The sequence below is a fragment of the Agrobacterium sp. 22-221-1 genome (assembly GCF_053522445.1).
In genome coordinates, this window is sequence record NZ_JBNWCL010000006.1 from 225,283 (window position 1) to 250,973 (window position 25,691).

Below are 25,691 nucleotides of genomic sequence, written 5' to 3' on the forward strand. Positions count from 1 at the left end.
TGTTATTTCACATCAATGTACCTTGGTTCAGCGGCGGGTTGATCCACGGTAGGGCAGCCCTTTCACGGTTCTCATGGCAATGCCGGCGAATTCAGCCGCATATACAGCCCGGATGATTCGCTCAGACGCCCGGCGCTGCAATACCCGGTCGCGACGTTGCAGAAAAACGGTCCCGGCAGGGACGATGGTTGCCCAGCACCCCCCGGCCCGCCTTCGCATTGTCCGGTCCGAAACCATAGGCGGCCGGTGCAGACGCCTCATTTCCCAGACCCACGCCGTCTTCATGCGGATCACACATTCCAACGCCCTAGATTATCTCACCCGCCCGCATTCGCCGAGAAAATCGAGCAGGGCCCGGATGCGTGCCGGAAGCGGCCCGCGCTGGCCGACATAAACGGCATGAAACATCTCCGTCTCACCCGTATCGAGGTGATCGAGCACGGAGACAAGCCGGCCGGCGGCGATATCCTCCCGCACGGTGAAAGAGGCAAGGCGGACCAGCCCGACACCGGCAAGGGCAAGACGGCGAAGGCCCTCGCCATCGCTGACCTGCACGCGCCCTGTCGCCGGGATGACGACGGTTTTTCCGGCGTCCCGCAACGGCCACCCGTCGACTGACCGCGCGTAACCGAATCCGAGCCGATTGTGATCCTCCAGATCGGCGATGGTTTGCGGCACGCCGCAACGCTCCAGATAATCCGGGGCGGCGGCGATGATCATCCCTGTCTCACCGAGTTTCCGGGCAACGAGAGTTGAGCTTTTGAGCGGCCCGGCGCGCACCGCGACATCCATGCGTTCCGCAAGAAGGTCAACCACCATATCCGTCTGGACGATATCGAGCGTGATGCCCGGATGAAGCGACAGAAACCGTGGCAGGATGGGCGCAAGAATGTGCGTTGCATAAGAAGCGCTGGTGTTGATCCGCACGCGGCCGACAGGCTGCTCGCCCTCACCCGCGGCGCGTTCGGCTTCTTCGAGATCGGCGAGGATGCGGGTGGCCCTTTCATAGAAGGCGCAGCCCTCGGGCGTTATCTGAAGCTGCCGGGTGGAACGGTTGAGCAGGCGGGCGCCGAGGCGGCTTTCCAGCCGTGCGATCAGCTTGCTCACCGCCGAAGGCGTCATGTTTGCCGCCGCGGCCGCGCGGGAAAAACCGCCGAGTTCGACGACCCGCACGAAGATTTCCATCTCCCCTGCCCGGTTGATCTCCAGTCGCGCCATGATGACTTCATCTCACAAGTGATAGTATTTTCTGCATTCTATTTCATTGAAGAGCGAGCGTCTATCTTCAGACGGCGATTGAAACGCATCGCAATCTTCATCTGCCAGATCATGACGGGATGGACACAGCGCGGCGCGGCCATAGCCCCGCCCGCAACCATTTCGACGCAACAAAGGAACGCCCCATGGAATATCGCCATCTCGGCCAATCCGGCCTGAAAGTGCCGGTCTTGAGTTTCGGCACCGGAACTTTCGGCGGCGCAGGCCCGCTCTTCAGCAACTGGGGCAATTCAGACGCCACGGAAGCCCGGCGCCTGATCGATATTTGTCTGGAAGCCGGCGTCAACCTGTTCGATACCGCCGATGTCTATTCCAATGGCGCATCGGAGGACGTGCTCGGCGAAGCCGTCAAGGGAAGGCGCGACAGCGTTCTAATCTCAACCAAGACCAGCCTGCCGATGGGCGACGGTCCGAACGAGGCGGGCTCGTCCCGCTTCCGGCTGCTGCGCGCGGTGGATGACGCCCTGCGCCGCCTACAGACCGACTATATCGATATCCTTCAGCTCCATGCCTTCGATGCCTTCACACCGGTTGAGGAAGTGCTGTCGACGCTCGATACGCTCGTCCGCTCCGGCAAGGTGCGATATACCGGCGTCTCGAATTTTTCAGGCTGGCAGATCATGAAATCGCTTGCCGTCGCGGATCGATATGGCTGGCCGCGTTATGTGGCCAATCAGGTCTATTACTCCCTGATCGGCCGGGATTACGAGTGGGATCTGATGCCGCTCGGCGCGGATCAGGGTCTTGGCGCAATGGTCTGGAGCCCGCTTGGCTGGGGGCGGTTGACCGGAAAAATCCGTCGCGGCACGCCGCTGCCCGAAGGTAGCCGCCTGCATGAGACCGCCAGCTTCGGCCCGCCGGTTAATGATGAACATCTCTACCGCGTCATCGATGCGCTCGACGCTGTTGCGGAAGAAACCGGCAGGACGGTGCCGCAGGTCGCCCTCAACTGGCTGCTCAGACGCCCGACTGTCTCCACGGTCATCATCGGCGCGCGCAATGAGGAACAGCTTCGCCAGAACCTCGATGCCGTGGGATGGGAACTGACGTCCGCACAGGTAGCGAAGCTGGACGAGGCCAGCGAGACGACTGCTCCCTATCCGCATTTCCCGTATCAGCGCCAGGAGGGCTTTGCCAAGCTTAATCCACCGGCCGTAGCACATCAGACTATGCCGTTCTAAGGCAGGGTCGGGCCGCCTGAACTACGGGCGGCCTGACAGATGGTGAGCTTCAGGCGGTTTTGTTGGCGGAGCCTGCGTCCACCCGGCCCGAAAACCAGTTGGCCAGGATTGCGCCGGAAATATTGTGCCAGACGCTGAAAATAGCGCTCGGAACCGCGGCGAGAGGCGAAAAATAGGCCGTTGCAAGTGCCGCGCCAAGGCCCGAATTCTGCATGCCCACCTCAATCGCAATGGCCTTGCGCTTGGCAAGCGACAGGCCCGTTGCCTTTGCCGCGAGGTAACCGAGGAGATAGCCAAGCCCGTTATGCAGCACGACGACGGCAAAAATCATCAGTCCGGACTGGGCTATGGACGCCTTGGATCCTCCCACCACCGCCGAAACGATGAGGACGATGCCGATGACGCTTACTAGCGGCAATGCCGGAACGGCGGTCTTGACGAGACCGGGCAGGAGCTTCTGCAGGGCGGCGCCGAGAGCGAGCGGAACCAGAACGACTTTGACGATGCTAAGGAACATCGCCCAGCCGTCGACGGGCAGGAACTGGCTTGCGAACAGCCAGACGAGGAACGGCGTCACCAGCGGCGCGGCAAGCGTGGTGACCGAAGTGCAGGCAACGGACAAGGCGACATCGCCCTTGGAGAGATAGGTCATGACATTGGAGGATGTGCCGCCCGGGCAGCAGCCGACCAGAATGACGCCCGCCGCGACTTCCGGAGGCATGGGAATGATGCGGGTGAGCAGCACCGCCAGAAGCGGCATGATGAGAAACTGGCCGAGCACGCCGATCGTCACATCGAATGGCCTTTTTACGACCTCCCTGAAATCATCGACCGAAAGTGTGAGCCCCATTCCGAACATGATGATAGACAGAAGCGTGACGATCCACGGCGCAATCTGCTTGAACGTATCCGGAAAAAAGAAGCCGAGCACGGCAAACAGGATGACCCAGGCGGCAAAGGTCTTGCCTACAAAAGCCGAAACGGCTGCCAGTGTTTTCATTTCCATACTCCCAAGATGATCATGAAACCCCGTCTAGACTCCTATGGTGCCCTGTCAAGGTCATTACTCGGTTGCTAGACCTCGCGGTCGAAAACGATCCCTCCGCCACGATGCCGCCGTCGCCACAGGACTGCAATTTGGACGAAGGCTCATCTATCCGCTTCCCGTTGCGCCGAAGAGAGCCCGAGGGCCGCGCATACAAGGTCTCAGATGCTGGACTGCCTTTTCGTCGTGCATCCCGTTAGACTGGGTCGAACATCTCCCTGAATTCCGGATCGGCAAAATAGGCAAGCTTGTCAGCGAATATTGGTCGTTGTCCGGCCAGGAACAGCAATTGCCCTTTCGCCGGCAGATTGCGAACCTCATCAGGTGTGAGTAGCGGTCGGCTGGTATGCTGTTGGCTGTAGGAGATGCCGGTCTTATCAGAATCGAGCGCTCTGGCCATAGTCTGGAACACGACCGTTTCCTGTCCGAGCAAATCAGAGATGAGGCGGGCGCTGTCATGATCGTTGACGCCGAAGACCTGCAGCACGCCGGCATTTGACAGGAAGGTTCCGGCGCGGTGACCGTATGTGGCGCGCAGCTGATGGATGTCCTGGAGGATGGGCCAAAGCTGGACACCATAGCCCGCCATCAGTCCCATCGCGCGTTCGACTGGCGCCAGATGCCCAAGCGATGCGAACTCATCGAGCAGATAGAGAACCGGTGTCGCCGGCTTTGCCGAATCGCGGGCCATTTCGAGCAGGCTTTGCGAGACAAGCAGGCGCAGCCAGCGCGAATAGGTCGAGAGACGATCAGGCGGAAGAACGAGGAACACCGTCACATTGCTGTGCTTGAGATCGGCAAACCGGAAATCCGAGCGACTGAGGACGGCCGTCATACGCGGTGAATCAAGAAAATGCGTATGGCGTTGCGCTGCGGACAGAACGCCTGCAGCTTCGCGATCGGATTTTCCGAGGTGGCGGTTTGCGGCGCGCGCGACAAGGCCTCTTGCCGCATCGCTGTCCTGCATACGCTTGAGCAGTGTAGCAAACTGTTCCGGAGCAAGGGTGAGATAGTCGCGAAGTGTTGCAAGGTGCCTGCCACTCAAGGGCTCCGCCGCAACGATCTCGAGCAGCAATCCCGCAATAAGCGCTTTTGCCTCCTCGTTCCAATGCGCCTCTCCCGCCATTCCCGGTTCGTCGAACACGAGAGCGTCGGCAAGGGTACTGGCGTCTTCCGCAACATCGAGGCTGTGGGGATCGAGCATGGCCAGGGGGTTGAAGGCTGCCGAGGGTCTGCCGGTGATCCCGAAAGGATCGAGCACATGAACCGGACCGAATTTCTGGCGAGCACGGCCGGTGATCCTTGCATTCTCGCCTTTTGGATCGGCGCAGATCACGGAACGGTCGGCGGTCAACAGATTTGGGATGATCGTACCGATACCCTTGCCGGTTCGCGTCGGCGCCATCGTGAGGAGATGGGCCGGGCCATCATAGCGCAGGGGCTTGGCCGTCTTCATATCACGACCGATCAGGAGGCCGGAGCCGGATGCGGTGAGAGCGGCTATCTCCTTGTCTGTCGCAAAGCGGGCGGAGCCGTGGGTATCATCGTCACTTTCCCCGAAATGCAAAATGAGCGCGCTGGTGATGAACCGGAAGGTGATGACGGCAAGCGCCAGCAGGGTGAGGAAATCGGGGAGGATGTAGACAAGCGAGCCGCGCCCGAAACCCGTTTGCTCGAGGAAATGACGGCCACCCATGCCGATCACAAACGTGACGATGATGAGGATGACGACAAATCCGAGAAGCGGTTTCCATATCCGGAAGGGCATGGCAATGAAAGCCAGAAATGCCCAAAGCGGATCACGCGCGGCGGCTCGCATCATGTTTTTGAATGCGTCCCGGACAAGTCGCAATCGGTTCATGGAGCACCCTGCCCGCTGTCGCCACACTCTCCTGTGCCCGGCAGCCCTGGTTCGATCAGATCGGCAAAGAGCGCCTTGTCATTGTCGCGTGTCAGAAAACCCGGCAGTTCGCGGCGCAGCCATTCACCAAGCTGCTGCTTAAAATCCTGATCATCCGAGGTCTCCAGGTGATGCAGAACGAGCGACCCTATCAGGACCTTGCGGCGCGTATCGTTGTTGCGCTCGGTTTTTGAAAGCCGGGCCTTGAGCGCGGACCGTTGCGCCTCCAGTTCAGCCAGGCGTTGTGCGATGGTTTTCCTTGCCACGATTATTCCTTTCGATTGCGGCCGCACCGGAACTGCCGCTGTGACCGCGGCTTCGCTCCCGGAAGACAGACCAGTTTCTATGAGGAGATCGACATAGCGATTGCAAGAGGAGGTTGGACCCTGTGGTTCATGAGGTTGCGGTGGCTGTTGCCTGAGCTCAGGATTACTCCGCCACCGGTGAAGCTCAGTCGCTGGAATTTCCGGCTTGTCCCGCGGCCTGTTCGAGCTTTTCGATGTGCTCGCGGCAGAGCGTCTCAACCAGCTTGTGAAGTTCAGCCGTCCGCTCCTGAAGCCAGATGAGCGCTTCTTCGGAAACCTCGAAACGCTTCGAATAGCGTGCCTTGACGTAGGCCTCATTCAGGATGTTGTACCATGTGGTAAATCGCTGACGATCGCGCGGCCAGATGTCGATCAAACGGTGATCGCGACCTTCGGAAAGTCCGCGCAGGAATTTCAGGTTGTGCGACGCAGGGGAATAGTTTGTCAGTGTCAGGAGGTAGCAGTTGTAGGCGGTCTCAACTGCTTGGTGGAGCAGGAAGACGGCTTTTTTATCCATTTCCTTTCCAGAAGCGATTTCGGCTAGCTCGAGAAACTCGCTTGCGCTCTTCATTTCCCGCTGGAAATGTTCTTCCGCCACTCTTAGTGCATCGTTAGGGCTAAGAGGCTTGGGCCCGGCGAGTTCTCTGTCATCGAATTCGTAGAGGACAATACCCTCGCGAGTGATATCGACGAAGAAGGCCTGCCCATCATTCAAAAAGTTGGTGATCTCCCGAGCGCCATGCACGATGAGACCAACAGGCGTCTCGATCTCCTTGTCCCACATCAGCCGGTCTGTTGTCTTGTCCCAGTATTTGGGATCGGCCAGTTCCTTGTTGCTGACGATGACGAGAATATCGAAATCCGATCGATAGCCTTTCGACGTATGCGGTTCATCCACCCAGGTGCCACGCGCGTAAGAACCAAACAAAATGATTTTGAAAATCCGCCCGTCTTTCTTGGCATCAGACTTGGAGCGCTCCACCAGATCAGCAAACTCTTCCTGGATAATCCCGACGACGCGCGCAAGCTCGCGTTGCTTTCGTTCCGGCAGGTGTTCAAGGCTGGTCTTCATGTCTGCTCCGTTTCTCGACGGTATCTTGTATGGTCCATTGTAAACTTCTTTGAAACTCCGATTTTTGGTAGCCACCAATCGAATGCCTGTCTCCCGAACTATCCACCGCGCGTTGCCTGCGCCCGCTCCTGCTTGTCGAGCCGCGCCTGCAATGTTTTCCTCCGCTCGTACAGCAACCCTTGTCCCTTGTCCCTGATCAGTCGTTCGATCAGCCTGCGCCTATCGCCCTCCCCGGATTGATGCGTTTGTCCCCTATTCAAACACGAGCAATCGCCACTTGGCGACTACTACTTTTAGTAGTCGAAATGCCTGTTCGATGTTGCTAGCCTCGCCACCGGTAAACAGACAAGGGCGCACTTACGACTTGCAGCGCAGTTAAGCGCTGGGTTTCCCCGTTGAGAACCGGAGATTTCGTTTGGCGATTTATCATCTGAGCACCAAACCGGTCTCGCGGTCATCTGGCCGCAGCGCTGTGGCATCTGCCGCCTACCGTTGCGCGGTTCTCCTCACCAATCAGCGCGATGGCCTTGTTCATGATTTTACCCGCAAAGAGGGCGTGGAGCATAAAGAGATCGTGCTGCCGGAAGGTCTTTCTGCCGACTGGGCTTTGGATCGTTCGGCTTTGTGGAACGCTGCCGAGTTTGCAGAAAAGCGCAAGGATGCCCGCGTTGCCCGCGAATTCGAAATCGCGCTTCCGCGTGAGCTTTCGCCAGAAGGGCGACTGAAGGCTGCGCGCGCCTTTGCCCAGGATCTGGCAAACCGCTATGGCGCGGCAGTGGATTTTGCCATTCATTCGCCAGGCGAGCATGGTGACATCCGGAACTACCATGCGCATGTGCTGATGACGACGCGAGAGGTTCGCCGGGTCGGCCTTGGCGAGAAGACCCGTCTTGAGCACAAGAACGCACGGCTGTTGGCAAATGGTATGGCGACAACCGACATGCAGCTTCAAGATATCAGGCAATCATGGGAAGGCATCGCCATCCGTCAGCTTCAACGCGAAGGCCTGGATATCCGCATCGATCATCGCTCACATGCGCAACGCGGCCTCGAGTTGTCGCCGACCGGGCATATGGGCGTGCATGCCTCTCAGATGGAACGGCGAGGAATGGCAGTCGAGCGCGGCCGGCTGGATGACAAGGCAGCACGGCGAAATGCCGAGCTGATCCGCCAAAAACCGGAACAGGTTTTGTTGCTGATCAGCAATGAAAAGAGCGTGTTCGATCGACACGATATCGCCAGGACCCTGCATCGCTATATCAACGATGACGCACAGACATTCCGAAACGCTTTCGCGGCTGTCATGACATCACCAGCGCTCGTGGAGCTTCAGGCTGAGCGCATCGATCCTGAGACAGGCAACGTGTGCAATGCGCGCTATTCGACGCGGGACATGATCGATCTGGAACTCGCAATGGCGCGGTCGGCGAAGCGGTTGCATCAGGCGCATTCCCATGGCGTCGATCCTCGCCATGTCGCGCGTGCAATCGAGAGGCAGAATCGCTCTATCCGGAAAAGCTCCGGCGGACCGTTTGCTGCGAGCGATCCGTCAGCGGGATTGTCGGACGAACAGCGTCACGCGATAAAACATGTTACCGGTCCTGAAGGCATCACGGCCGTGGTCGGGTTCGCTGGTGCGGGAAAGTCCACCATGCTGGCAGCCGCGCGTGCGGCGTGGGAGGCTCAAGGTTATCAGGTCCATGGCGCGGCGCTTGCCGGAAAGGCTGCCGAGGGTCTTGAAGAAAGTTCTGGCATCCCGAGCCGCACCCTGGCGTCATGGTCTTACAGTTGGAACCACGGCCGGGGCATGATCGGCAGCAGTGACGTGTTCGTCATCGACGAGGCCGGCATGGTCGGGAGCCGGCAACTCGCCCGCTTTATCGTAGAAGCAGAAGAGCGCGGCGCAAAGATCGTTCTCGTCGGCGACCATGAGCAGCTGCAGGCGATCGGGGCCGGCGCCCCCTTCAGGGCGATTGCCGAGCAGATTGGCCATGTCGAACTTTCCGACATTCGCCGCCAGCGCCATGATTGGCAGAGACAGGCATCGGTTGCCTTTGCGACCCATAAGACGGCCGAGGGCCTCGCCGCCTACCGGGATCACGGCGACATCCACTTTGCGGAAAGCCGCGACGCAGCGATGGCGCAGATCGTGCATGATTATGTTGCCGACAGTGAGAAGCGTGCCGATGGCACCCGGGTTGCCATGGCGCATCGCCGTGCCGATGTACGCGCCCTCAATGCTGCCATCCGTTCCGAACTTCAGAACAGACAAAGGCTGGAGCGCAGCCACGGGCCGAACGCCGGTGGGGACCGTGAGAATGGTGAGGACGGTCGTGAACTAACCTTCCAGACCAATAACGGCAAACGCGCCTTCGCCGCCGGTGACCGGATCATCTTCCTCGAAAACAACCGCGACCTCCGCGTAAAAAACGGCATGCTTGGCACCGTCGAGCATGTCGAAAAGGGCAAGATTATCGCCCGGCTCGATGGTCGAGGCAGCGACAGTGTCAACGTTCCCACGGACAGCTATCAGGCGATCGATCACGGTTATGCGACGACGATCCATAAAAACCAGGGTGCGACGGTCGATCGCGCCTTTGTGCTGGCGTCCAGCACCATGGATCGACATTTGACCTATGTCGCCATGACCAGGCACCGCGACAGCGTGCAGCTCTATGCCGACAGCCAGGAGTTCACCAAGGCCGGCCGGCTGGTTGACCATGGCGTTGCGCCCTACGAACATAATCGTCAGGCGCGAGAAAACTATTTTGTGACGCTGGAGAATGACAAGGGCGAGCGGCATACAGTGTGGGGCGTTGATCTCAAGCGGGCCATGCGAGATGCATCGCCAGAGATCGGAGACAGGATCGGACTGCAGCATGAAGGCGCCACGCCTGTCACGCTTCCGGACGGCACGCAGGTCGAGCGCAATGCGTGGCGTGTCGTCAAGGGTGATGAACTGGCCTACCAGCAGTTAGAAAACCGCCTGTCGCGTTCCGGCGCGAAAGAAACCACGCTGGATTACATCAGGGACTTTGCCGAGCGGCGGGGTATAGCGGAGCAGCTCGGGGTCAGGAGCGAGATCGAACTTGCTACCGCCCAAAAAGAGCGTCAAGAGGTTTTGGCCCGTGCGGCCCATCCGGTGCGGGAGCAACAGGGCCGGCCATCAGAGCGTCGGCATGTTTACGAGGAACCTGCAGGCGATCTGGCCGGCCCTGTTCGCCGCGAAAATCGTCGCAATCAGTTCGCCGGAAATATCGATGACGGACGGCAGGACGACAGGACGGAGGACAACAAAAGATATCGCCGCATCCGGTGGTCCGATCTCATGTCGCAAGACGGTGCCGTCCCTGCCCCCACAGGAGTTGCCGGCCAGCAATCGCCGCTGGAACCCTGTAAGCCCAATCCGCTGGTGCCGACGATCATTCGCTACGAACGCAGCATCGAACAAATAGCTCGGGAAAGAGCGATGTCCATCATCGATCAGCGATTCGACACGGTGGAATCTGTAGCGCGGCACGTGTTCCGTGATCCGGTGGACGTCGCCGCTAGGCTGCGCACCGCGATGACCGAGAAGGAAGGCAACGGCAGTATCATGGCGAAGGCCATGGTCGAGCAGCCAGAGCGCTTCGGGGAGCTACGTGGCAAGTCAGGTCTGTTCGGAAACAACAAGGAGCGGAAGGAGGCGCTGCAATATGCCAGGTCTCTCTCTGCCCATATTGGCCATGTCTCCGAGGCATGGGAGCGCCGGCTTGGCGAAGAACGTCAGAGCGAACAATGGCAGCGCGAACAGCGCGATGGGATCGAAGTGCCAGACCTCACGCGGCGCAGCGCCGAAATCCTTGCCAAGATGGAGAAGATGCCGGTCGAGAGGCGAAACAAGCTCGTCACAGAGCTGCGATCGTCACATGAGGGCCGAGCCGCGCTCGATGAGGCCAGGCTGATAGCCGAAGCAATCGCGCGGCGGTTTGGTAGTTCCGATCCTCGCAGGATTGCCGAGGAGATCGCTGCACGCCCGGAGCTCGCAAAGCAGGCTGAGCAGATCCAGATTACCGCCAGTATCGTGAACCGAACGCGCATGGCCGAGTTCAGCCATGACCACGCGTTGAAACAGCAGCTTGCCCGGTCTCGGGGGCCTGGATTGAGCAGATAGCAGGAGCTGACGACGACAGCAGTGTTTGATAGCGGTCACCCTTGAAAGTCCGCCGCGTTTCCAAATCTCCTGGGCGGCGCGATGGACCTGCCCCGTCGCGACCGGAGAGAGCATTCCGTTTCTGACCTGTTTGCGTTTCGGGTTGCATATCATCTCGATGTAATCGAATACACACCGATGATGAAAGGCTGGAAGATGTCAGTCGTCTTTGCAAGGACCTCCTCCGAAAATGCGGAAAGCCCGGGACATACGGCCTCGTTGCAAATACTGGCCACAATGCAGCTCGCCCACCCATTCCGGCGCGAGCATGCGCGCGTTGCTCTCTTGTCCAGGACGCAATTATCGAAGCAGGAGCCAAAGCTCTTGCAGCGGAAGCCACTTCCCGATCAAATTTCAGGCCATATGATCTTTACTTTCGGATCATATGATCTATATTGTGACTATCAGGAGGCCACTATGCAAATCGCCGTCAAGTCCCACAAACCCGCGGAACTCAATGCCGTTGCACTCAAGGCCTATGCCAAGGTCGCCGATGCATGGTCGCTGAGCCTCAGGGAAGCAGCGGGCCTCGCCGACATGTCGGAGAGCACATGGAAGCGCGCGCGCAAACCGGGGTTTACCGGCGAATTGACGAAGGACCAGTTGCTGCGCCTCAGTGCCGTGATCGGGATCTACAAGTCGCTCGAACTTTACTTCTCTGAGCAACTCTCTGGAAGCTGGTTCACGCGCCCGAACACGGGCCCGCTCTTCAGCGGCGCGCGGCCGGTCGACACCGCCATCGATGGCGGCCTCCCGCAAATTCTGGCGATCCGAACCTATCTCGACGCGCTGCGGGGCGGCGCATGAGGAAAACCGAACTGTCGGTTCGGGGACTGGTTCGCCTGCTGCCCGCGACCTACCACAAGCCGCCGGCGCTTCGCGGTCTGGTCGACAGCGACGAGGAACTGGAGGTCCTTGCCGAGATCGAGGGGTTGACCAGCGCCCGGTTGCTCGCCGAGCGCGGCCGCAATCCGCATCTCGATCCGCGAGAGCTCGCCTGGCGGCGGCGCAACCGTGATCTCAGGATCTACGGCGACACGCACGTCAATGCCGCCTTCACCTATACGCGGACAGGTGGCAACCGCTTCAATTCCGAAGATCGCGGTGCATGGTATTGCGCCTGGGACGTGATGGTATCGGTTGCGGAGGTCGCATGGCACAGAACCCGCGAGCTCCGTTTCACCGGATCGTTCCATGACAGCGCCCGCTATGTCGAACTGATCTCCGACTTCATCGGAGAATTCGACGACCTGACCGATGAACCCGAACACGCCGCGCTCAACCCGGACCCGGAGGTTGGCTATCTCGAGGGACAGGAACTGGCCGCCCGGTTGCGAAGAGATGGAAGCCGCGGCCTCATCTATCCCTCCGTCCGTGCGCCCGTCGGAAACTGCCTGGTTTGTTTCGATCCGGGGGCTGTCCAGAACGTCCGGCCCGGCGCGTCCTGGGATCTGAGCTGGCAAGGCACACCGGACTATTCGATCGTCGCCATCTCGTAGCGGCGACAAAGCACGGGTTTCCGCGGGATGGTCGACTGCCGGTTACGACGTCACCCACTCACCTTCGGCAATGAACCCACCAATCTGGCGTTTCCAGAGACGCGCGAATAAACCATCGCGCTCGACCAGTTCGTCTGGTCGCCCCTCTTCGACAATCCGGCCGTGATCCAGCACGATAATCCGGTCCATCCGTGCAATGGTCGACAGGCGATGGGCAATGGCAATGACCGTTTTGCCCTCCATCACAAGATTGAGCTTCTCCTGAATGGCGGTCTCGGATTGACGAAAGGGCTTGGGCTACGGTTGTGAGTTGCGGGGCAGTTCCCGGGGTTCGTGAATGACGAGCCGTAAATGTCTTACGCCCTGCCTCCATCCTGAAACCACGTGGTCGGAACAACAGACCGACGGGAGCGACGCACAAATATTCCGCGAGACGAGGAACCGTTCGTCCTTCCGCGCATTCATAAGCCGGACGGACCTTCCCCTCCGCCCATCCCTCCTTGCAGCACTGTAAGGTTGGCTACGCTCGAACCCTCCCCGCCGGAGGGTTTCTTTTTAATAGCGTGGCTATGGTGACTGAGTGTCAAAACGTTCCGCTGGTTATGTAACGGAAAGCAGTACCCGACACAGCCAGCCATGCCGCCCCGCACATAAATACGAGCATAAAAGCGCCAAAGGCGCCACAAAATCGCCGTACAATATTCAACCATCGCACTTGCCAATTGAACCGCGGGCCCGAGCGGTTCCCACCTAGCAGATAATAGCTGACGAAAACTGCCGCATGGACAATTACGATGGCGACAGCGACAATTCCGGATGCTTGAAGTAACGCCCAGGTTGCTGCAGGCTGCAAAAGAATTCCTGGGAGCTCGACAAATTTGCCTGGCAAATGAAACGACCGCAGGGTCTGGCGATTTTCCCACGCAATTTGCAAGAAACGGACGCTGACTACCGAAATGAAGGCTGGCACGAAAAAAACAGACCACATTTCCCGGGTACGGACCGCACCGACGACGCACATCACTACGACCCCTGCCGCCACTGTCGTGAGGATCGTGATAGCAAGATATGCGAATACGACATACAGATAGACTAGGCCAGCCGCGAGCAAGGAAACAACCACGCAAACCGGAATGAAGGCATCAGTGCTCTGTGCGCTATTCGTGCCGTAGTAATTATTCACGACATGGGTCACATTGAAGTACTGGTTTCCAATGTTATTTCCGGCACTGGGAGGCATAAAAAAGTACGATAGGAGGAGCCCGATTACCGGACCAAGAATGAGCCCGTTGATAATTGGATGAGATAAAATACCAACAATGGTTTCCATGTGTCATGCCTCGAATACAGTCGCGTTGGCGTTACAACCAATCCATTCACAACCAGTTATTGAAATTATTAAAAGGCTTTCCGACAACGATGATGTCGTAGCTGAGCGTTTTGCATTTCCTCCTCTCCGCGCTACATTGGCGGCAGCGAGGGTTGCAGAAATTCGGGGTAACAATGACAGCTATTCGGAGACGGGCGTTCCTGGCAGGGGCCACGTTCGCGTTGCTTCCAGCAGATTTTTGTCTTGCCCGGCAAAATGAGAGACAGATGGCAAAAGCGCTCTGGGAGCAATGGCAAAGGGATTGGCGTTGGATGGAGGCGACCGCCAGGCGCAGAGGCTGGTCCCTGACGCCTCTCTCTATCTCGCCACCCGCCACAGCAATCGACTTGACGTCCATTGAAACGCATCACGGATTGAACTTCCCTCCCCAGCTTCGAGAGTTGCTCACCGGTTACTCCAGACACGTTGAGTTCGGTTGGTATATTCCGCCGCATCTCCAGCCCCTCGAAAAACTGGGCTTGCCCAATATGAGTGCCAACCGGTCGGCAGTCTGGAGCATCGAGCACATACGTCAGCACGCGATCCCGAACTTCCTTGGATGGAAAAATGCGCTGGCAAGCAAGGATCGTTCGGAAGCGCCAAATACGCCCGAAATGTGGGAGAGCCAGTTTCCTTTCTACAGTCTGGTCAACGGCGACATGCTGACGATCGACATGTCCGTCGAGGACGGCCCGCAGCCGGTCCGCTATTTCAGCCATGAATTGCAGACTCTCCACGGCATGGCGCTTGCGCCAGACTTTTTCGCCTTCATCACCGAAATGTCAAAGCTTGGCTTTGCCGGTACGGAGTGGGCTTCATGGGGAAAATTCGGATCATGGGAAGAGCCGAACAAGACCTATTACATCAAGGCCGACAGTACTGGCGGCCAGGAGTGGCTTGCCTGGCTCGCAAGGGACGACGTCCGCGCGGACGAGCCTCCTCCGGCGATTGTTGAAGAAACAGCCGCAGAACGCCAACTTCTCGACGCCGCGCGCTCCGGCAATGTCGCCGCAGCAATTGTGGCTCTCGGAATGGGCGCACGGCCCGATGTCGTTCCCAATCCTGACTGGCTCATGGAAAACATGGCCTGGAACGACGAGTTTTCCACGCCCCTGACTTATTCCGTTCAAGCGAACCACATCGGCCTGGCACAGACCTTGCTCGATCACGGGGCTACACTGAATACCCGACGGCTTGTTACTGGCGATGCTGTTCAAACCGCGTCCCCCAAAACTCTGGAATGGTTGATTGAGCGAGGAGCCCGAATCGATGGCTGGAAGGACGACCGCTTCTGGCCGCTGCATTTACTTGTGACCCGTCGCAGCGAAACAACAGCCCGGACAAGATCCGAACTGGAAACCCGGCTTCGTAAAGACTGGGGTCTCGATAAGTTGGCAACGACGCAAACAGAGCGCGAGATGCATGCGGTCCAGGAGAAGCTTGTTCAGCAGCAACTCGCCGCCTGGCTGGACAGGCCAACTTATCTCGCAATGCTGCGGACGCTCCTTGAAGCCGGCGCCACAGTCGACGCGCCGTGGGACAATGGCATGACCATGCTGATGTGGGCGGAAGAAGATGACGCGCGTGTCCTTCTCAAAGCCGGCGCCAATCCAAATGCACGCGATGCCTACGGAAGTGCTCCATTGCATATCGCCCTCCGCAATTCGGTCGCGAAAATTCACCTGCTCGTCGCTCATGGCGCGGAGATCGACGCGCTTCAGGCCCCACCGCTCGATAACGACGTGGATCGTCGTGCCAGCACGCCACTGCAATCGGCCCTGACTGTTGCAGGATTGGGACGGCTGGACGGGGTACAGGCTCTGCTTGAGCTCAAGGCCGATCCACTCAAGCGCGATCGCGATGGCCGGAGCGCCCTCTGTTACTCCACCACAGTCGCAAGTTTTCGGATTATGCAAGGCTATGGGCTCGATCCGAATGAACGCATGCCAGATGGCGGAACGATTCTTCACAATCTCTTCGAGATGACGAGCGTGCGTGCCGCCTTCGAGGACGAAGTTGCCATGTTGGACCTGTTGCTTTCACTTGGCCTTCCCGTCAACGCGCAGGACAATCAGGGCAGGACCGTGCTTCACAAGGCCGCCGAAAGAACAGAAGTGGTCGACGATATTGCATTGTTGCTGGACCGAGGTGCCGATCGCCTCGTCCGCGATAAGGATGGCAAGCGCCCGGTCGATCTTGTGCCAGGATCATTGGACGAAATCCGTTCCTTGCTTGGCTGAACGAGATGAAGCTGTTCCAGGATTGTTCGTAAGGGCGGTTACCTTCACACCGACAAGGTAGCGTTTGCCGTTTCGAAGCTTGCCGTCAAGATGCGAGTGCTCGTGGCGCGCCAGCAGTATCATCGACTGATGAGGTGAGATTTAAGACCTTTGGGGTAAAGCTCCGGCTTCCCTTCGATATCCAGCTCTTTCGGATCATACCAGGCTGCGATCATCAAGGTACCATCATCCTCCTGAAATCTAATTCGTTCTTGGCCCTCGAACGCTCCTTCGGGAAACGCGAGATCAAAAATGAACAGGATTTCGTGGCGGCGTTCACCCTGATGGAAGAAGACATTCTCAACCACCAAAGGACCTGCGAGTACTGAAACATCAGTGTCGATTTCCTCTTTGAACTCCCTGATAACTGCATCTTTTGCGGACTCGCCAAACTCGACGCTACCGCCCAGCGGACGAACGCCTTTTAGTCGTCCTTCGTGGTCGTAAACCTCAAATGCCAAGAGCCTGGGACCTCGCCAATGTAGGCCGAGAGCTTTGATACGGATTACACTGGATTTTGAGGTGGTTGTCATTCTTTCCGCCTGTCGCAATCTCGTCCATCCCGTGGAGTGCTCCCCATTTCACCGGACAAGACGGCTAGTTTGATTTAGCCCTGATGAACTGCCGAGGGGAAGCCATCTTGAGCGCGGAATGTGGATGGATTTCGTTGTAGTCTTCGATCCATCCGTCGATGAGCCGGAGCGCTGTTTGTGCGTCGGGAACCTGGGAGATGCGGATATAGTCCCGCTTCAGGGTTTTAACGAACGCTTCCGACATACCATTCGATTGCGGACTGGCCACCGGCGTGAAGCAGGGCGTCAGATTGAGCGCCTGGGCAAACAACCTCGTATCCCTCGCGGTGTAAGCTGAACCATTGTCCGAGAGATGCTCGATTGCTTGCGGGGCTCGGGTTGCGCTGAAGCGTTTCTCGACCGCCTCCAACATCATGTCGCGCACGTCTGAGCCGGAAATGCCTGCATTGGCAACCGCCGTCCAGGCGATGATCTCGCGGTCGAAGGCGTCGATGATGAAGGCGAGACGAATGACCTCGCCATTCCAGCAGGTGAACTCCAGACCGTCCGAGCACCAGCGCAGATTGGAGCGCATAATTGCGGCAACGCAGGCCGGACTTGTTCGGTTCGCGTTGCAGGCATCCGCAAGAACCGTATCGCGTTGCGGATCAAGTTTATCCCAATAGCCGATCTGCTCCTGTAGCGCTGCGATTTGAGCGTCTGGCTCCATCACAACCGGTGTTTCCATGGGGACGGTGGAAAACTGGTCGGTTGATGCAGCACTGCTTCTCAACTTCGAGGGTGATGGGGAAACATCGGCCGGCGCGAAACTTGGCGTCAGCAAAAAGTTCTAGGGCGCGAAACCCAAGGCAAACTAAAGCCGCCGCCCGCGGGCTGGAATGACGAAACCTGCCCGACGGCGCACCTCTCTCGACCGCGCCAAAAAAACTGCTTGACCTCAACCAAGGTTGAAGTTCTAGATATATTGTCACCTTGTTTTCGCAAGGCTTTTTTACTTGCTCTTGAGCAAACAGTGACAAAGGAACACCCCATGGCTTTCCAGCTTCCCGACCTTCCCTATGCCCATGATGCGCTCGCTCCCTCGGGCATGTCCGAGGAGACGCTGAAGTTTCATCACGATCTCCATCACAAGGCCTATGTCGATAATCTCAACAAGGCGATATCAGGCACCGAATGGGAGAAAAGTAGCCTTGAGGACATCGTGCGGGGCACCTATGAGAAGGGCGCGGTGGCGCAGTCCGGCATCTTCAACAATGCCTCCCAGCACTGGAACCACAATTTCTTCTGGGAAATCATGGGGCCGGAAAATCATGCGATCCCGAAGGTGCTGGAAGATGCGCTGACGCAGTCTTTCGGCTCGGTCGCGCTGTTCAAGCAGAATTTCGCGCTTGCCGGTGCCTCGCAATTCGGTTCGGGCTGGGCGTGGCTGGTGGTGGATACCGATGGCACGCTGAAGGTCACCCGCACGGAAAACGGCGTCAACCCGCTGTGCTTCGGCCAGAAGGCGCTTCTCGGCTGCGATGTGTGGGAACACAGCTATTACATCGATTTCCGCAACAAGCGTCCGGCCTATGTCGACAACTTCCTCGACAATCTGGTGAACTGGCAGGCAGTCGCCGCCCGTCTCTGATCTGAGCCCCACCGATCCGGCCGGTCCCGCTGCCCTGGGCGGCTGGCCGGATCAGGCGCAGCCGGACAGCCGCCGTCCGGCTGCAACTCCATTCGAGCATTCCCATGCCCTATGTCGTCACCGAAAACTGCATCGCCTGCAAATACATGGACTGCGTGGAAGTCTGTCCGGTCGAATGTTTTTATGAAGGCGAGAACATGCTCGTCATTCACCCCGATCAATGTATCGACTGCGGGATTTGCGAGGGCGAATGTCCCGCCGCCGCGATCCGGCCGGATACCGAAGCGGGGCTGCATGTCTGGCTCGACCTCAACCGCCACTATTCCGACATCTGGCCGCGCGTGCACCAGAAAAAGTCACCGCCTGACAATGCCGACATCATGAATGGCGCTGCGGCAAAAATGTCCATTTTTTCGAAAAATCCGGGAGCGGGCGGTTAGCCCGGCACGTCATGTCTCATAATCTCAGGCTGATCGATGGCGGTGTCGTCAATCACGCGCATATTCCGCTGAGGGCCTCCACCTCCACGACGATCTCACCGCGTGAGTTCAAGGATGCGATGGCCGGCCTCACCTTCACCGTCGCGGTGGCTGCCGCCGCCCATGCGGGTGAGCGGATCGGGCGCACGATCACCTCCTTCATGCCGCTCAGCGCGGAGCCGCCGCTCCTGATCGTCTCCATTGACGCCAGCAGCCGCATGGTCGATCTCATCGCCGCAAGCCGGCGCTTCTCGGTCGCCGCACTGGCCAGAGGGCAGGAGGAGATTGCCGACGTGTTTGCCGGCAAAGGAAACCTGCCGGACCGGTTTTCCGTCGGCGGCTGGGATGTCTGGCCTTCGGGAAGCCCAAGGCTTGCCGAGGCGCTGTTATCCATGGATTGCGAACTCGTCGGATCCATCGACGCCGCCGATCACATCCTCTTCGTCGGCGCCATCGTCGAAGCGACGTCCGATCTGTTGCGCAAGGCCCTGCTCTGGAACAAGCGGGACTACACCGGCACGAATGAAGGCGGCTGAGGTTGCTTCCTCTTCGTCGCCGGAAAAGGCTCTCATCGTTGCCATGATGCCAACAGCTAGAGGGAAACCGGAGAATGGTGGCGGCCGTCATTGTGTGCCCGGGCAAAGCTTCCCGGCGCAATGCCCATTCTCCTGCGGAAAGCGGTGCTGAATGCGCTGGCGGATTCATAACCGATTTCATCGGCAATATGATCGAGCGATTTTACGCCGCGCATGAGGGCATCTCTGGCAAGCGCCATCCGCCAGCGGGCCAGATATTCGATCGGCGCGCAGCCCACCATTTCAAGGAAGCGCGCCGAAAATGCGGAGCGCGACATGCCGGCGATCCCCGCCAGTTCCGCAACCGTCCAGCCCACACGGACATTCGCATGCATGGCCGATAAGGCACGCGCAAGCCCCGGCAAACGCATTCCCTTCACCAGTCCTGCAGGAATTGCCGCATTGCCAGCATCCGGCCGGCGCAGCGCTTCGACCAGAAGAACCTCCAGCATGCGCCGGATGATCAGTTCCTTGCCCGGATCTTCGCCTGCGCATTCCTCAGACAATAGCTCGATCAGACGCGCCAGCCGGGATGCCCCCTTCTCCGCCGCAGGCACGTAGATCAGACTGGGCATGAGCGACAGGAGAAGCGAAGCGTTGATACGTTCGAACGTGAAGCTTCCGCCCAGCGCGAGAAACTCGGGCATACCCTCCTGTTCGCCATGGCGGACGGGCCGATCCTGCGGTTCGACCGGAACACATTCGACGTCGGTCTCACTGCAAAGCGAAAAAGCGGGCGTTGTGGGCAAAAGCAGGAAATCACCACGTCCCAACCGGAGAGGCTCCCGGCCTTCGATCATCACCCAGGCCGCCCCGGCCAGAACCAGCGCAAAACCCGGTGCGTCATGGGCGCGATAGCGCACTCCCCATCTGCCCTTGCCGGAAATCGGCTTCGAGACGGCGGCGCTGGGTCGCAAGAGGTCGACGATATCGCTCAAAGGATCCATTTTGGACGATCAATAACAAATAACAGTTGTTTGAGCATATATCATCCATTCCGGACCGTCTATCTCCTGCCCATCAACAAAGGAGACCTAAGATGACCAACACCGTCCTCATTACCGGCACATCGTCAGGTTATGGCAAAGCAATTGCCGAACTGTTCCTCGCACGCGGCTGGAACGTCGTCGCGACCATGCGGCGCCCGAGTGCTGCCCGCTTCACCGGCGATACCGGCCGATTGCGCGTGCTGCCGCTGGATGTGACGGACGAGAAGAGCATTGCAGCGTCGATCGATGCCGCCGGCCCGATTGACGTTCTGGTGAACAATGCCGGCATCGGCATGGTCGGCGTCTTTGAGGCAACGCCGATGTCGGCAATCCGCACGATCTTCGACACCAACAGCTTTGGCGTGATGGCCATGACGCAGGCTGTCATTCCGCAGATGAGAAAGCGCCAGTCCGGCACCATCGTCAACGTCACATCCACTGTCACGCTTGCTTCCTTCCCGCTTGCCGCCGCTTACACCGCCAGCAAGCAGGCAATCGAGGGTTTTACCGGTTCCCTCGCGCATGAACTGGCTCATTTCAACATCGGCGTGAAGCTGGTGGAGCCAGGTTATGCCCCGACAACCGGTTTCACGAACAACGCCATTCTGCCCCTCGAGCAGCTGCTTCCCGATGATTACGCGGCCTTCGCAAGGCCGGTTCTCGAGGCTTTTGCAGCACCGGCATTGACGACCCATGAATCCGACGTTGCCGAAGCGGTCTGGGGCGCGGTGCATGACACCTCGGGGCAGCTCCACTTTCCCGCGGGCGCGGACGCCGTTGCCCTCGCCCGCAAACACTGAGATTCAGAAAGCAGCAGGGTGCCGAGTGTCTAAAGAGCACCCGGCCTCTGCTTTTCAGAAGATTCACGCGGGTTCTGCCGGCAGTTTCTGCCTGATTTCCGGCCAGAGCCCTTCCGTCACCGCCATCAGCGCCGGCGTTGCCGCGGCAACCCACGGAATGCCGCTGCCGGGCCGGGTTCCGAGGCGAACGTCCAGACCGGCCTCCCTTGCCAGAACAACCCCGCCGGCAATGTCCCACATCGTCGTCAGCTTCTGCAGATGGCCGTCGAAAACGCCGCGTGCAGCGAAGGCAAGGCCGATCGATGTGGAGCGGATGGATTCCACCACCCAGCCCGCATGCCTGAGCCCGACATTCAGAGCCGCCACTTCTTCCGCATCGGCGGCGGCGCTGTCGCCGAGCGACATGACCTGCACAGCCTCGAAGGGTACATGGCGGTCAAGCGGCTTGCCGTTCAGCATCAGCCCGGTTCCATCCGCCGCCGCGTAGATATCACCAAAGACCGGCATGGCGACGACGCCGAGTTCCGGTCGGCCGCTCCGCACGAAGCCGAGCGAGATGCCCCAGAGCGGCGAACCGCGCAGGAAATTGGCGGTGCCGTCGATGGGATCGATGATCCAGTAGGCGTCATCGGCCACACCGCCCATTTCTTCGCCCAGTACTGTCTCACCGGGAAAGGCTTCCGCCAGACGGTCACGGATGAACCTTTCGACCGTGACATCGGCTTCTGAGACGAAATCCTGAAAACCCTTCGTCCGGGTAGCGATGGCGTCGCGCGCCTCGAAAAAGCGAAGGGCAAGGCCCATCGCTTCTTCGATAATTGCGACGGCGCGGTCGAGACGCCCGCTCATCGTTTCCACGCCCTGCCGGTTTCGCCAGCGCCCGCCTTCAGCCAGCCGGTGAAGGCTTCGACTTCATCGGTCTGTATCGCCCCGACACCGGCCTCGGCGAGAGCACCCCAGACGGCTTCGGGATTTGAAAGCGCACGCGTATCGTTGAAATCAAGGCAATGGGATACGTCGAGCGAGTTTATCCAGAGGCGGATATTCTGGCGCTCCATCTCGGCACGGCCCTCGGCCAGATCGGCAATATCGGTGAATTTCACCTCGATCATCGGCGCCTTCAAGGCCTCGATGCGGCGCAGATCCTCGGCGAACCTGCCCTTCCTCACCGGAAACATCGGCATATGCGGGATCTTGCCGAACCAGTCGGCATCCAGCACTTCGAAATGGCCGGCTTCCGGATCGATATCGGTCTTCACCAGCACCTGATCCTCGACGCCAAGCCGCAGCACGGTTTCCATGACCTGCGGCAGATCGCGGGTGAATTTGGTGTCGATATTGACGGTGATCCTGCCGCGCGCCTCTTCCAGCAATTCTTCCAGCGTCGGCACGCACTCGTCGGTCACATCAGCCGCATCACCGCCCGTGCCAGACTTCAGCCTGGCTGCGCGAACCAGCTCGAACGGCAATTCGCTCACCGTCCCTTTGCCAGTCGTGGTGCGGTCGAGCGTTTCATCGTGAATGACGACCAGCCGGCCGTCAGCCGTCGCCTGCGTATCGATCTCAATCATCTCGACACCGCCCGCAACCGCGGCGCGGACGGAGGCGAGCGAGTTTTCGGCGGTGGCCGTCCAGAAGCCGCGATGGGCGACGGTCAGGATGGCCGGATTGTCGCGCGTGCAGAGCGCAAGCACATTGCAGGAATTGGAAGTCTTTCGGGAGGTGGCAAGGGTCTGGTGCATGGTTTTCACTTTCGGACGTTGCAATTACCGGGTTTGAGCGCCCGGATCAGATTTTCCCCATGCCCGCCGCCATCAGGTCGTCGCGCAGGATGCGGCCGGCGATGATGAAGACGATGAGTGCGGGAAGAAGCAGGATGAAGGAGACGATGGAGGCGAGCGGCAGCTGCATCGAATAGGGATCGAGATACATGTAAAGCTTGATCGGCAGCGTCTCGACGACGGGCGCGCCCACGATGAAGGACTTATCGAACTCCTCAAAGCTGCCGATGAAGGACATCAACGCGCCGGCCAGAAGCCCAGGCACCGCCAGCGGCAATATGATGTGGAGGACGATGCCGACTGTTCCTGCGCCGAGCGAACGGGCGGCATGGATGAGGTCGTCTGGAATGGTCTCCAGCGCCGCCGTCATCAGCCGGATCATCAGCGGCAGGGTACCGACGATCTGCACGAGGATGACCCCCGTTACCGAATAGGCGAGGCCGAAAAGCAGGAACACCTGCCCGATGCCGACGGCGACGACCAGCCCTGGAATAATGATCGGCGCCAGAATGAAGATTTCCACCAGCCGCTTCAGCCGGAAGGGAAACCGCGCCATCGCCCAGGCGGTCGGAAGAGCGATGACTGCCGTCAGGAAGGTGACGACGATGGCGATGACGATGCTGTTGACGGCGGCGCGGATGAGGCTGCCGTCGCTCATGATGCTTGCCCAGCGCGCCGTGGTATAATCCTTCGGCACGACAAGCGGCGGCGACCAGCCGTCGGCAATGCTCCAGAGAAACATCAGCGCCAGCGGCACGGCGATGGCGAGCGTCAGCGCGCCATACAGCCCGATCGAGACAAAAATCCGGTCCTCGGGCGTGAAGGCGCGGCGGCGGGGAGTGATGGCGGGGTCGATGGTGATAACACTCATCATGCGTCTCCTCGGTTTTGCCCGGGGCCGATGCGGGATGTGAGGGAATAATAAAGAATAAGCACGGAGACCGCGAAGAGGCTCAGAACCATGCCCATGGCATAGACCTGATTAAACCGACCCTGATTGAATTCCTTGACCATCAGCACCGAAAGCGGCCGGGCCGTCGGCGGGCCGACGATATCCGGAATGGCGTAAGAGCCCATGGAACCGATGAAGGTGAGAAGAATGGCGGCCGTGATGCCTGGCATGGCGAGCGGTACTTCCACGAAGAAAAATGTCTTCAGCCGCGAAGCGCCAAGCGTGCGGGAAGCATAACGTATATCCTCGGGAATGGCTGCAAAGGCGCTGGTGATGATCAGCGTCATGAAAGGTATCTGTTTCCAGACGCTGGCGAGAATGACGCCGATGCCCCAGTCATCACGCACGAGCTTGGGCAGTTCCAGCCCCAGCGGCGCGACCAACCGGTCGAGGAACCCACCCCTTTCGAAAACCACGATCACCATCAAGCCGACGATGATGCCCGGCACCGCCATCGGCAGCTTGTAAAGGCCGCTGAACAGTTTTCGTCCGAGAAAGCTCTTGCGGATCAGAAGCGCCAGCGGCACAGAGGCCGCAAGCGAGACGATGACAGGCATGACACCATAATAGATGGAGGTCGTGAGCCCCCGGATCATCGACGCGCGGGTGAAAATCCGCTGGTAGAACATCAGCGTGAAGCTGCCATCCTCCTGCCTGAAACTGCCGATCAGCGCCGACAGCAGCGGCCCGCCGAAGAAGACCAGAAGATACCCAACACCCGGCAAAAGCAGGAATAGAAGCTGGGAGCGCCTGTTTCGAAGGAGTCCGGCCATCATGCCGCCTCCCCCGCCATCCTGTCATCGAGAAGATGGACCGAACCGGGAAACTGCAGGGCCACCCTTTGCCCGGCGTCGATCAGGGTTTCCGCGCCGGACTGGCTGACCCTTATCTGGCGGCCGCCGATCTCTACTGTATAGAGCGCATTGGCGCCCATGAAGGAAACGGCGGAAACCGTGCCCTCACCGGCCTGATCGGCGCGGATGTGGATGTTTTCCGGACGAACGGAAATCTGGACATTGCCGGCGGCAACCCGGTCAAGTGTCACGGACTGGCCCCAGGGCAATTGCGCCTGCTGGCCCTCAGCGGAGACCGGCAGAAGATTGGTCTGGCCGAGAAAGCCGGCGGTAAATGCGTGTTTCGGCGCACGATAAAGCTCGAGCGGCGTGCCGATCTCGACCACCCGGCCGGCATTCATGACGACGATCCGGTCCGACATCGCCATGGCTTCGGCCTGATCATGCGTCACATAAAGGCTGGTGGCGCCGATGCGGCGGTGAAGCTCGGTCAGCTCATGGCGCAGTGTGTCGCGAAGTTTGGCATCGAGATTGGAAAGCGGCTCGTCGAACAGAAGCAGGCTTGGCTGCATGACAATGGCCCGCGCCAGCGCCACACGCTGCTGCTGGCCGCCGGACAATTGCCGGGGCATGCGATCCACCAGCCCGGTGAGATTGCAGATATCAAGCGCATGGGCGATGCGCCGCACCCGCTCGTCCTTCGCGACCTTCTTCATCTTCAGGCCGAAGCCGAGATTTTTGGCGACAGACATATGCGGGAAAAGCGCGTAGGACTGGAAAACCATGGCGATATCGCGCGCTTCCGGCGGCACCTGATCGATGCGCTTGCCACCCAGCCGGATCTCGCCGCCGGACGCCTGGCTGATGCCGGTGAGGATGCGCAAAAGCGTGGACTTGCCGCAACCCGAGGGCCCAAGAATGGTGACGAATTCGCCCCGCTCCACCGTGATAGATACGGGATGAAGCGCCCGGCTCGCCCCATAATCCTTGCTGATATTGCTGATCTCGAGTTCACTCATGACGAGCCTCCCTCATATT

22 protein-coding genes and 4 pseudogenes are annotated in these 25,691 nt (G+C 59.3%); 10 read left to right on the forward strand and 16 right to left on the reverse strand.

Annotated elements, in window-relative coordinates; translation table 11 throughout:
• Positions 1 to 26: 26 nt before the first annotated feature.
• Positions 27 to 171, forward strand: a pseudogene (locus tag ACQZ5N_RS11800) (NagC family transcriptional regulator); the annotation flags it as partial.
• 141 nt (positions 172 to 312) lie between these two features.
• Here ACQZ5N_RS11800 and ACQZ5N_RS11805 read toward each other — a convergent pair.
• Positions 313 to 1,218 carry a LysR family transcriptional regulator gene (locus tag ACQZ5N_RS11805; RefSeq protein WP_448732980.1) on the reverse strand — a complete coding sequence of 302 codons (906 nt, stop codon included), beginning with the start codon at positions 1,216 to 1,218 and terminating at the stop codon, positions 313 to 315.
• A 185-nt stretch (positions 1,219 to 1,403) separates the two neighbouring features.
• On the opposite strand from ACQZ5N_RS11805, the gene ACQZ5N_RS11810 reads away from it, so the two are divergent.
• Positions 1,404 to 2,459: an aldo/keto reductase gene (locus tag ACQZ5N_RS11810; protein WP_448732981.1), complete on the forward strand. Its 1,056-nt coding sequence runs from the start codon at positions 1,404 to 1,406 to the stop codon at positions 2,457 to 2,459.
• A gap of 49 nt (positions 2,460 to 2,508) precedes the next feature.
• On the opposite strand, the gene ACQZ5N_RS11815 is transcribed toward ACQZ5N_RS11810, so the two are convergent.
• The 4 genes from ACQZ5N_RS11815 to ACQZ5N_RS11830 all read right to left on the reverse strand — a co-directional run bounded on the left by ACQZ5N_RS11815 (position 2,509) and on the right by ACQZ5N_RS11830 (position 6,781).
• Positions 2,509 to 3,459 carry a bile acid:sodium symporter family protein gene (locus tag ACQZ5N_RS11815; protein ID WP_020808814.1) on the reverse strand — a complete coding sequence of 317 codons (951 nt, stop codon included), beginning with the start codon at positions 3,457 to 3,459 and terminating at the stop codon, positions 2,509 to 2,511.
• Between the two features lie 241 nt (positions 3,460 to 3,700).
• The gene (locus ACQZ5N_RS11820; protein WP_448732982.1) at positions 3,701 to 5,365 is read right to left on the reverse strand and encodes a type IV secretory system conjugative DNA transfer family protein; all 1,665 of its coding nucleotides are present in this window, start codon (positions 5,363 to 5,365) and stop codon (positions 3,701 to 3,703) included.
• Positions 5,362 to 5,670 carry a mobilization protein gene (locus tag ACQZ5N_RS11825; RefSeq protein WP_425644757.1) on the reverse strand — a complete coding sequence of 103 codons (309 nt, stop codon included), beginning with the start codon at positions 5,668 to 5,670 and terminating at the stop codon, positions 5,362 to 5,364. Before ACQZ5N_RS11825 ends, ACQZ5N_RS11820 begins: the two co-directional genes overlap by 4 nt.
• 184 nt (positions 5,671 to 5,854) lie before the next feature.
• A complete protein-coding gene (locus tag ACQZ5N_RS11830) occupies positions 5,855 to 6,781 on the reverse strand; it encodes a nucleotidyltransferase and HEPN domain-containing protein (RefSeq protein ID WP_425644759.1) in 927 nt (308 codons plus the stop codon).
• Between the two features lie 415 nt (positions 6,782 to 7,196).
• Here ACQZ5N_RS11830 and traA point away from each other — a divergent pair, with 415 nt between their 5' ends.
• The 3 genes from traA (at position 7,197) to ACQZ5N_RS11845 (ending at position 12,472) form a co-directional block, all read left to right on the forward strand.
• Positions 7,197 to 10,934 (forward strand): Ti-type conjugative transfer relaxase TraA, encoded by a 3,738-nt coding sequence (traA, locus tag ACQZ5N_RS11835; RefSeq protein WP_448732983.1) that lies wholly within the window; start codon positions 7,197 to 7,199, stop codon positions 10,932 to 10,934.
• A 456-nt stretch (positions 10,935 to 11,390) separates the two neighbouring features.
• Entirely contained in the window at positions 11,391 to 11,780 is a 390-nt protein-coding gene (locus ACQZ5N_RS11840) for an antitoxin Xre-like helix-turn-helix domain-containing protein (protein WP_448732984.1), read from the forward strand.
• Positions 11,777 to 12,472, forward strand: a complete 696-nt coding sequence (locus ACQZ5N_RS11845) for an RES family NAD+ phosphorylase (RefSeq protein WP_080830066.1) — start codon at positions 11,777 to 11,779, stop codon at positions 12,470 to 12,472. Before ACQZ5N_RS11840 ends, ACQZ5N_RS11845 begins: the two co-directional genes overlap by 4 nt.
• Before the next feature lie 42 nt (positions 12,473 to 12,514).
• Here ACQZ5N_RS11845 and ACQZ5N_RS11850 read toward each other — a convergent pair.
• Together ACQZ5N_RS11850 and ACQZ5N_RS11855 are read right to left on the reverse strand one after the other, a co-directional pair.
• Positions 12,515 to 12,754, reverse strand: a pseudogene (locus ACQZ5N_RS11850) (ABC transporter ATP-binding protein); the annotation flags it as partial.
• A 301-nt stretch (positions 12,755 to 13,055) separates the two neighbouring features.
• Positions 13,056 to 13,802, reverse strand: a complete 747-nt coding sequence (locus ACQZ5N_RS11855) for a hypothetical protein (RefSeq protein WP_448732985.1) — start codon at positions 13,800 to 13,802, stop codon at positions 13,056 to 13,058.
• Between the two features lie 266 nt (positions 13,803 to 14,068).
• Between ACQZ5N_RS11855 and ACQZ5N_RS11860 the strand changes: the two genes are divergently transcribed.
• Positions 14,069 to 16,081, forward strand: coding sequence for an ankyrin repeat domain-containing protein (locus tag ACQZ5N_RS11860; RefSeq protein ID WP_448732986.1), 2,013 nt, complete (start codon positions 14,069 to 14,071; stop codon positions 16,079 to 16,081).
• A gap of 119 nt (positions 16,082 to 16,200) precedes the next feature.
• On the opposite strand, the gene ACQZ5N_RS11865 is transcribed toward ACQZ5N_RS11860, so the two are convergent.
• The 3 genes and pseudogenes from ACQZ5N_RS11865 to ACQZ5N_RS11875 form a co-directional block, all read right to left on the reverse strand.
• The gene (locus ACQZ5N_RS11865; protein ID WP_448732987.1) at positions 16,201 to 16,653 is read right to left on the reverse strand and encodes an NUDIX hydrolase; all 453 of its coding nucleotides are present in this window, start codon (positions 16,651 to 16,653) and stop codon (positions 16,201 to 16,203) included.
• Positions 16,654 to 16,717: 64 nt separating this feature from the next.
• Positions 16,718 to 17,230 (reverse strand): annotated as a pseudogene (locus tag ACQZ5N_RS11870) (DDE-type integrase/transposase/recombinase); the annotation flags it as partial.
• 12 nt (positions 17,231 to 17,242) lie between these two features.
• Positions 17,243 to 17,380, reverse strand: a pseudogene (locus ACQZ5N_RS11875) (DUF6862 domain-containing protein); the annotation flags it as partial.
• Between the two features lie 303 nt (positions 17,381 to 17,683).
• Between ACQZ5N_RS11875 and ACQZ5N_RS11880 the strand changes: the two are divergent.
• The 3 genes from ACQZ5N_RS11880 (at position 17,684) to ACQZ5N_RS11890 (ending at position 19,298) form a co-directional block, all read left to right on the forward strand.
• A complete protein-coding gene (locus ACQZ5N_RS11880; protein WP_448732988.1) occupies positions 17,684 to 18,283 on the forward strand; it encodes a superoxide dismutase in 600 nt (199 codons plus the stop codon).
• Positions 18,284 to 18,387: 104 nt separating this feature from the next.
• Positions 18,388 to 18,723, forward strand: coding sequence for a ferredoxin FdxA (fdxA, locus tag ACQZ5N_RS11885; protein ID WP_080819016.1), 336 nt, complete (start codon positions 18,388 to 18,390; stop codon positions 18,721 to 18,723).
• Positions 18,724 to 18,734: 11 nt separating this feature from the next.
• Entirely contained in the window at positions 18,735 to 19,298 is a 564-nt protein-coding gene (locus ACQZ5N_RS11890) for a flavin reductase family protein (RefSeq protein ID WP_448732989.1), read from the forward strand.
• A 56-nt stretch (positions 19,299 to 19,354) separates the two neighbouring features.
• On the opposite strand, the gene ACQZ5N_RS11895 is transcribed toward ACQZ5N_RS11890, so the two are convergent.
• Positions 19,355 to 20,284 carry an AraC family transcriptional regulator gene (locus ACQZ5N_RS11895; protein WP_448732990.1) on the reverse strand — a complete coding sequence of 310 codons (930 nt, stop codon included), beginning with the start codon at positions 20,282 to 20,284 and terminating at the stop codon, positions 19,355 to 19,357.
• Positions 20,285 to 20,376: 92 nt separating this feature from the next.
• On the opposite strand from ACQZ5N_RS11895, the gene ACQZ5N_RS11900 reads away from it, so the two are divergent.
• Positions 20,377 to 21,126, forward strand: coding sequence for an SDR family oxidoreductase (locus ACQZ5N_RS11900; RefSeq protein ID WP_448732991.1), 750 nt, complete (start codon positions 20,377 to 20,379; stop codon positions 21,124 to 21,126).
• A gap of 63 nt (positions 21,127 to 21,189) precedes the next feature.
• Here ACQZ5N_RS11900 and ACQZ5N_RS11905 read toward each other — a convergent pair whose 3' ends face one another.
• The 5 genes from ACQZ5N_RS11905 to ACQZ5N_RS11925 are packed head-to-tail and all read right to left on the reverse strand — an operon-like array spanning position 21,190 to position 25,672.
• On the reverse strand, positions 21,190 to 21,975 hold the full coding sequence (locus tag ACQZ5N_RS11905) for an inositol monophosphatase family protein (protein WP_448732992.1): 786 nt from the start codon (positions 21,973 to 21,975) through the stop codon (positions 21,190 to 21,192).
• A complete protein-coding gene (locus ACQZ5N_RS11910; RefSeq protein ID WP_448732993.1) occupies positions 21,972 to 22,868 on the reverse strand; it encodes a glycerophosphodiester phosphodiesterase family protein in 897 nt (298 codons plus the stop codon). Before ACQZ5N_RS11910 ends, ACQZ5N_RS11905 begins: the two co-directional genes overlap by 4 nt.
• 46 nt (positions 22,869 to 22,914) lie before the next feature.
• Entirely contained in the window at positions 22,915 to 23,778 is an 864-nt protein-coding gene (locus ACQZ5N_RS11915) for an ABC transporter permease (RefSeq protein WP_135397509.1), read from the reverse strand.
• Positions 23,778 to 24,632, reverse strand: coding sequence for an ABC transporter permease (locus ACQZ5N_RS11920; RefSeq protein ID WP_448733038.1), 855 nt, complete (start codon positions 24,630 to 24,632; stop codon positions 23,778 to 23,780). Before ACQZ5N_RS11920 ends, ACQZ5N_RS11915 begins: the two co-directional genes overlap by 1 nt.
• Positions 24,632 to 25,672 (reverse strand): ABC transporter ATP-binding protein, encoded by a 1,041-nt coding sequence (locus ACQZ5N_RS11925; protein ID WP_448732994.1) that lies wholly within the window; start codon positions 25,670 to 25,672, stop codon positions 24,632 to 24,634. Before ACQZ5N_RS11925 ends, ACQZ5N_RS11920 begins: the two co-directional genes overlap by 1 nt.
• Positions 25,673 to 25,691 lie beyond the last annotated feature (19 nt).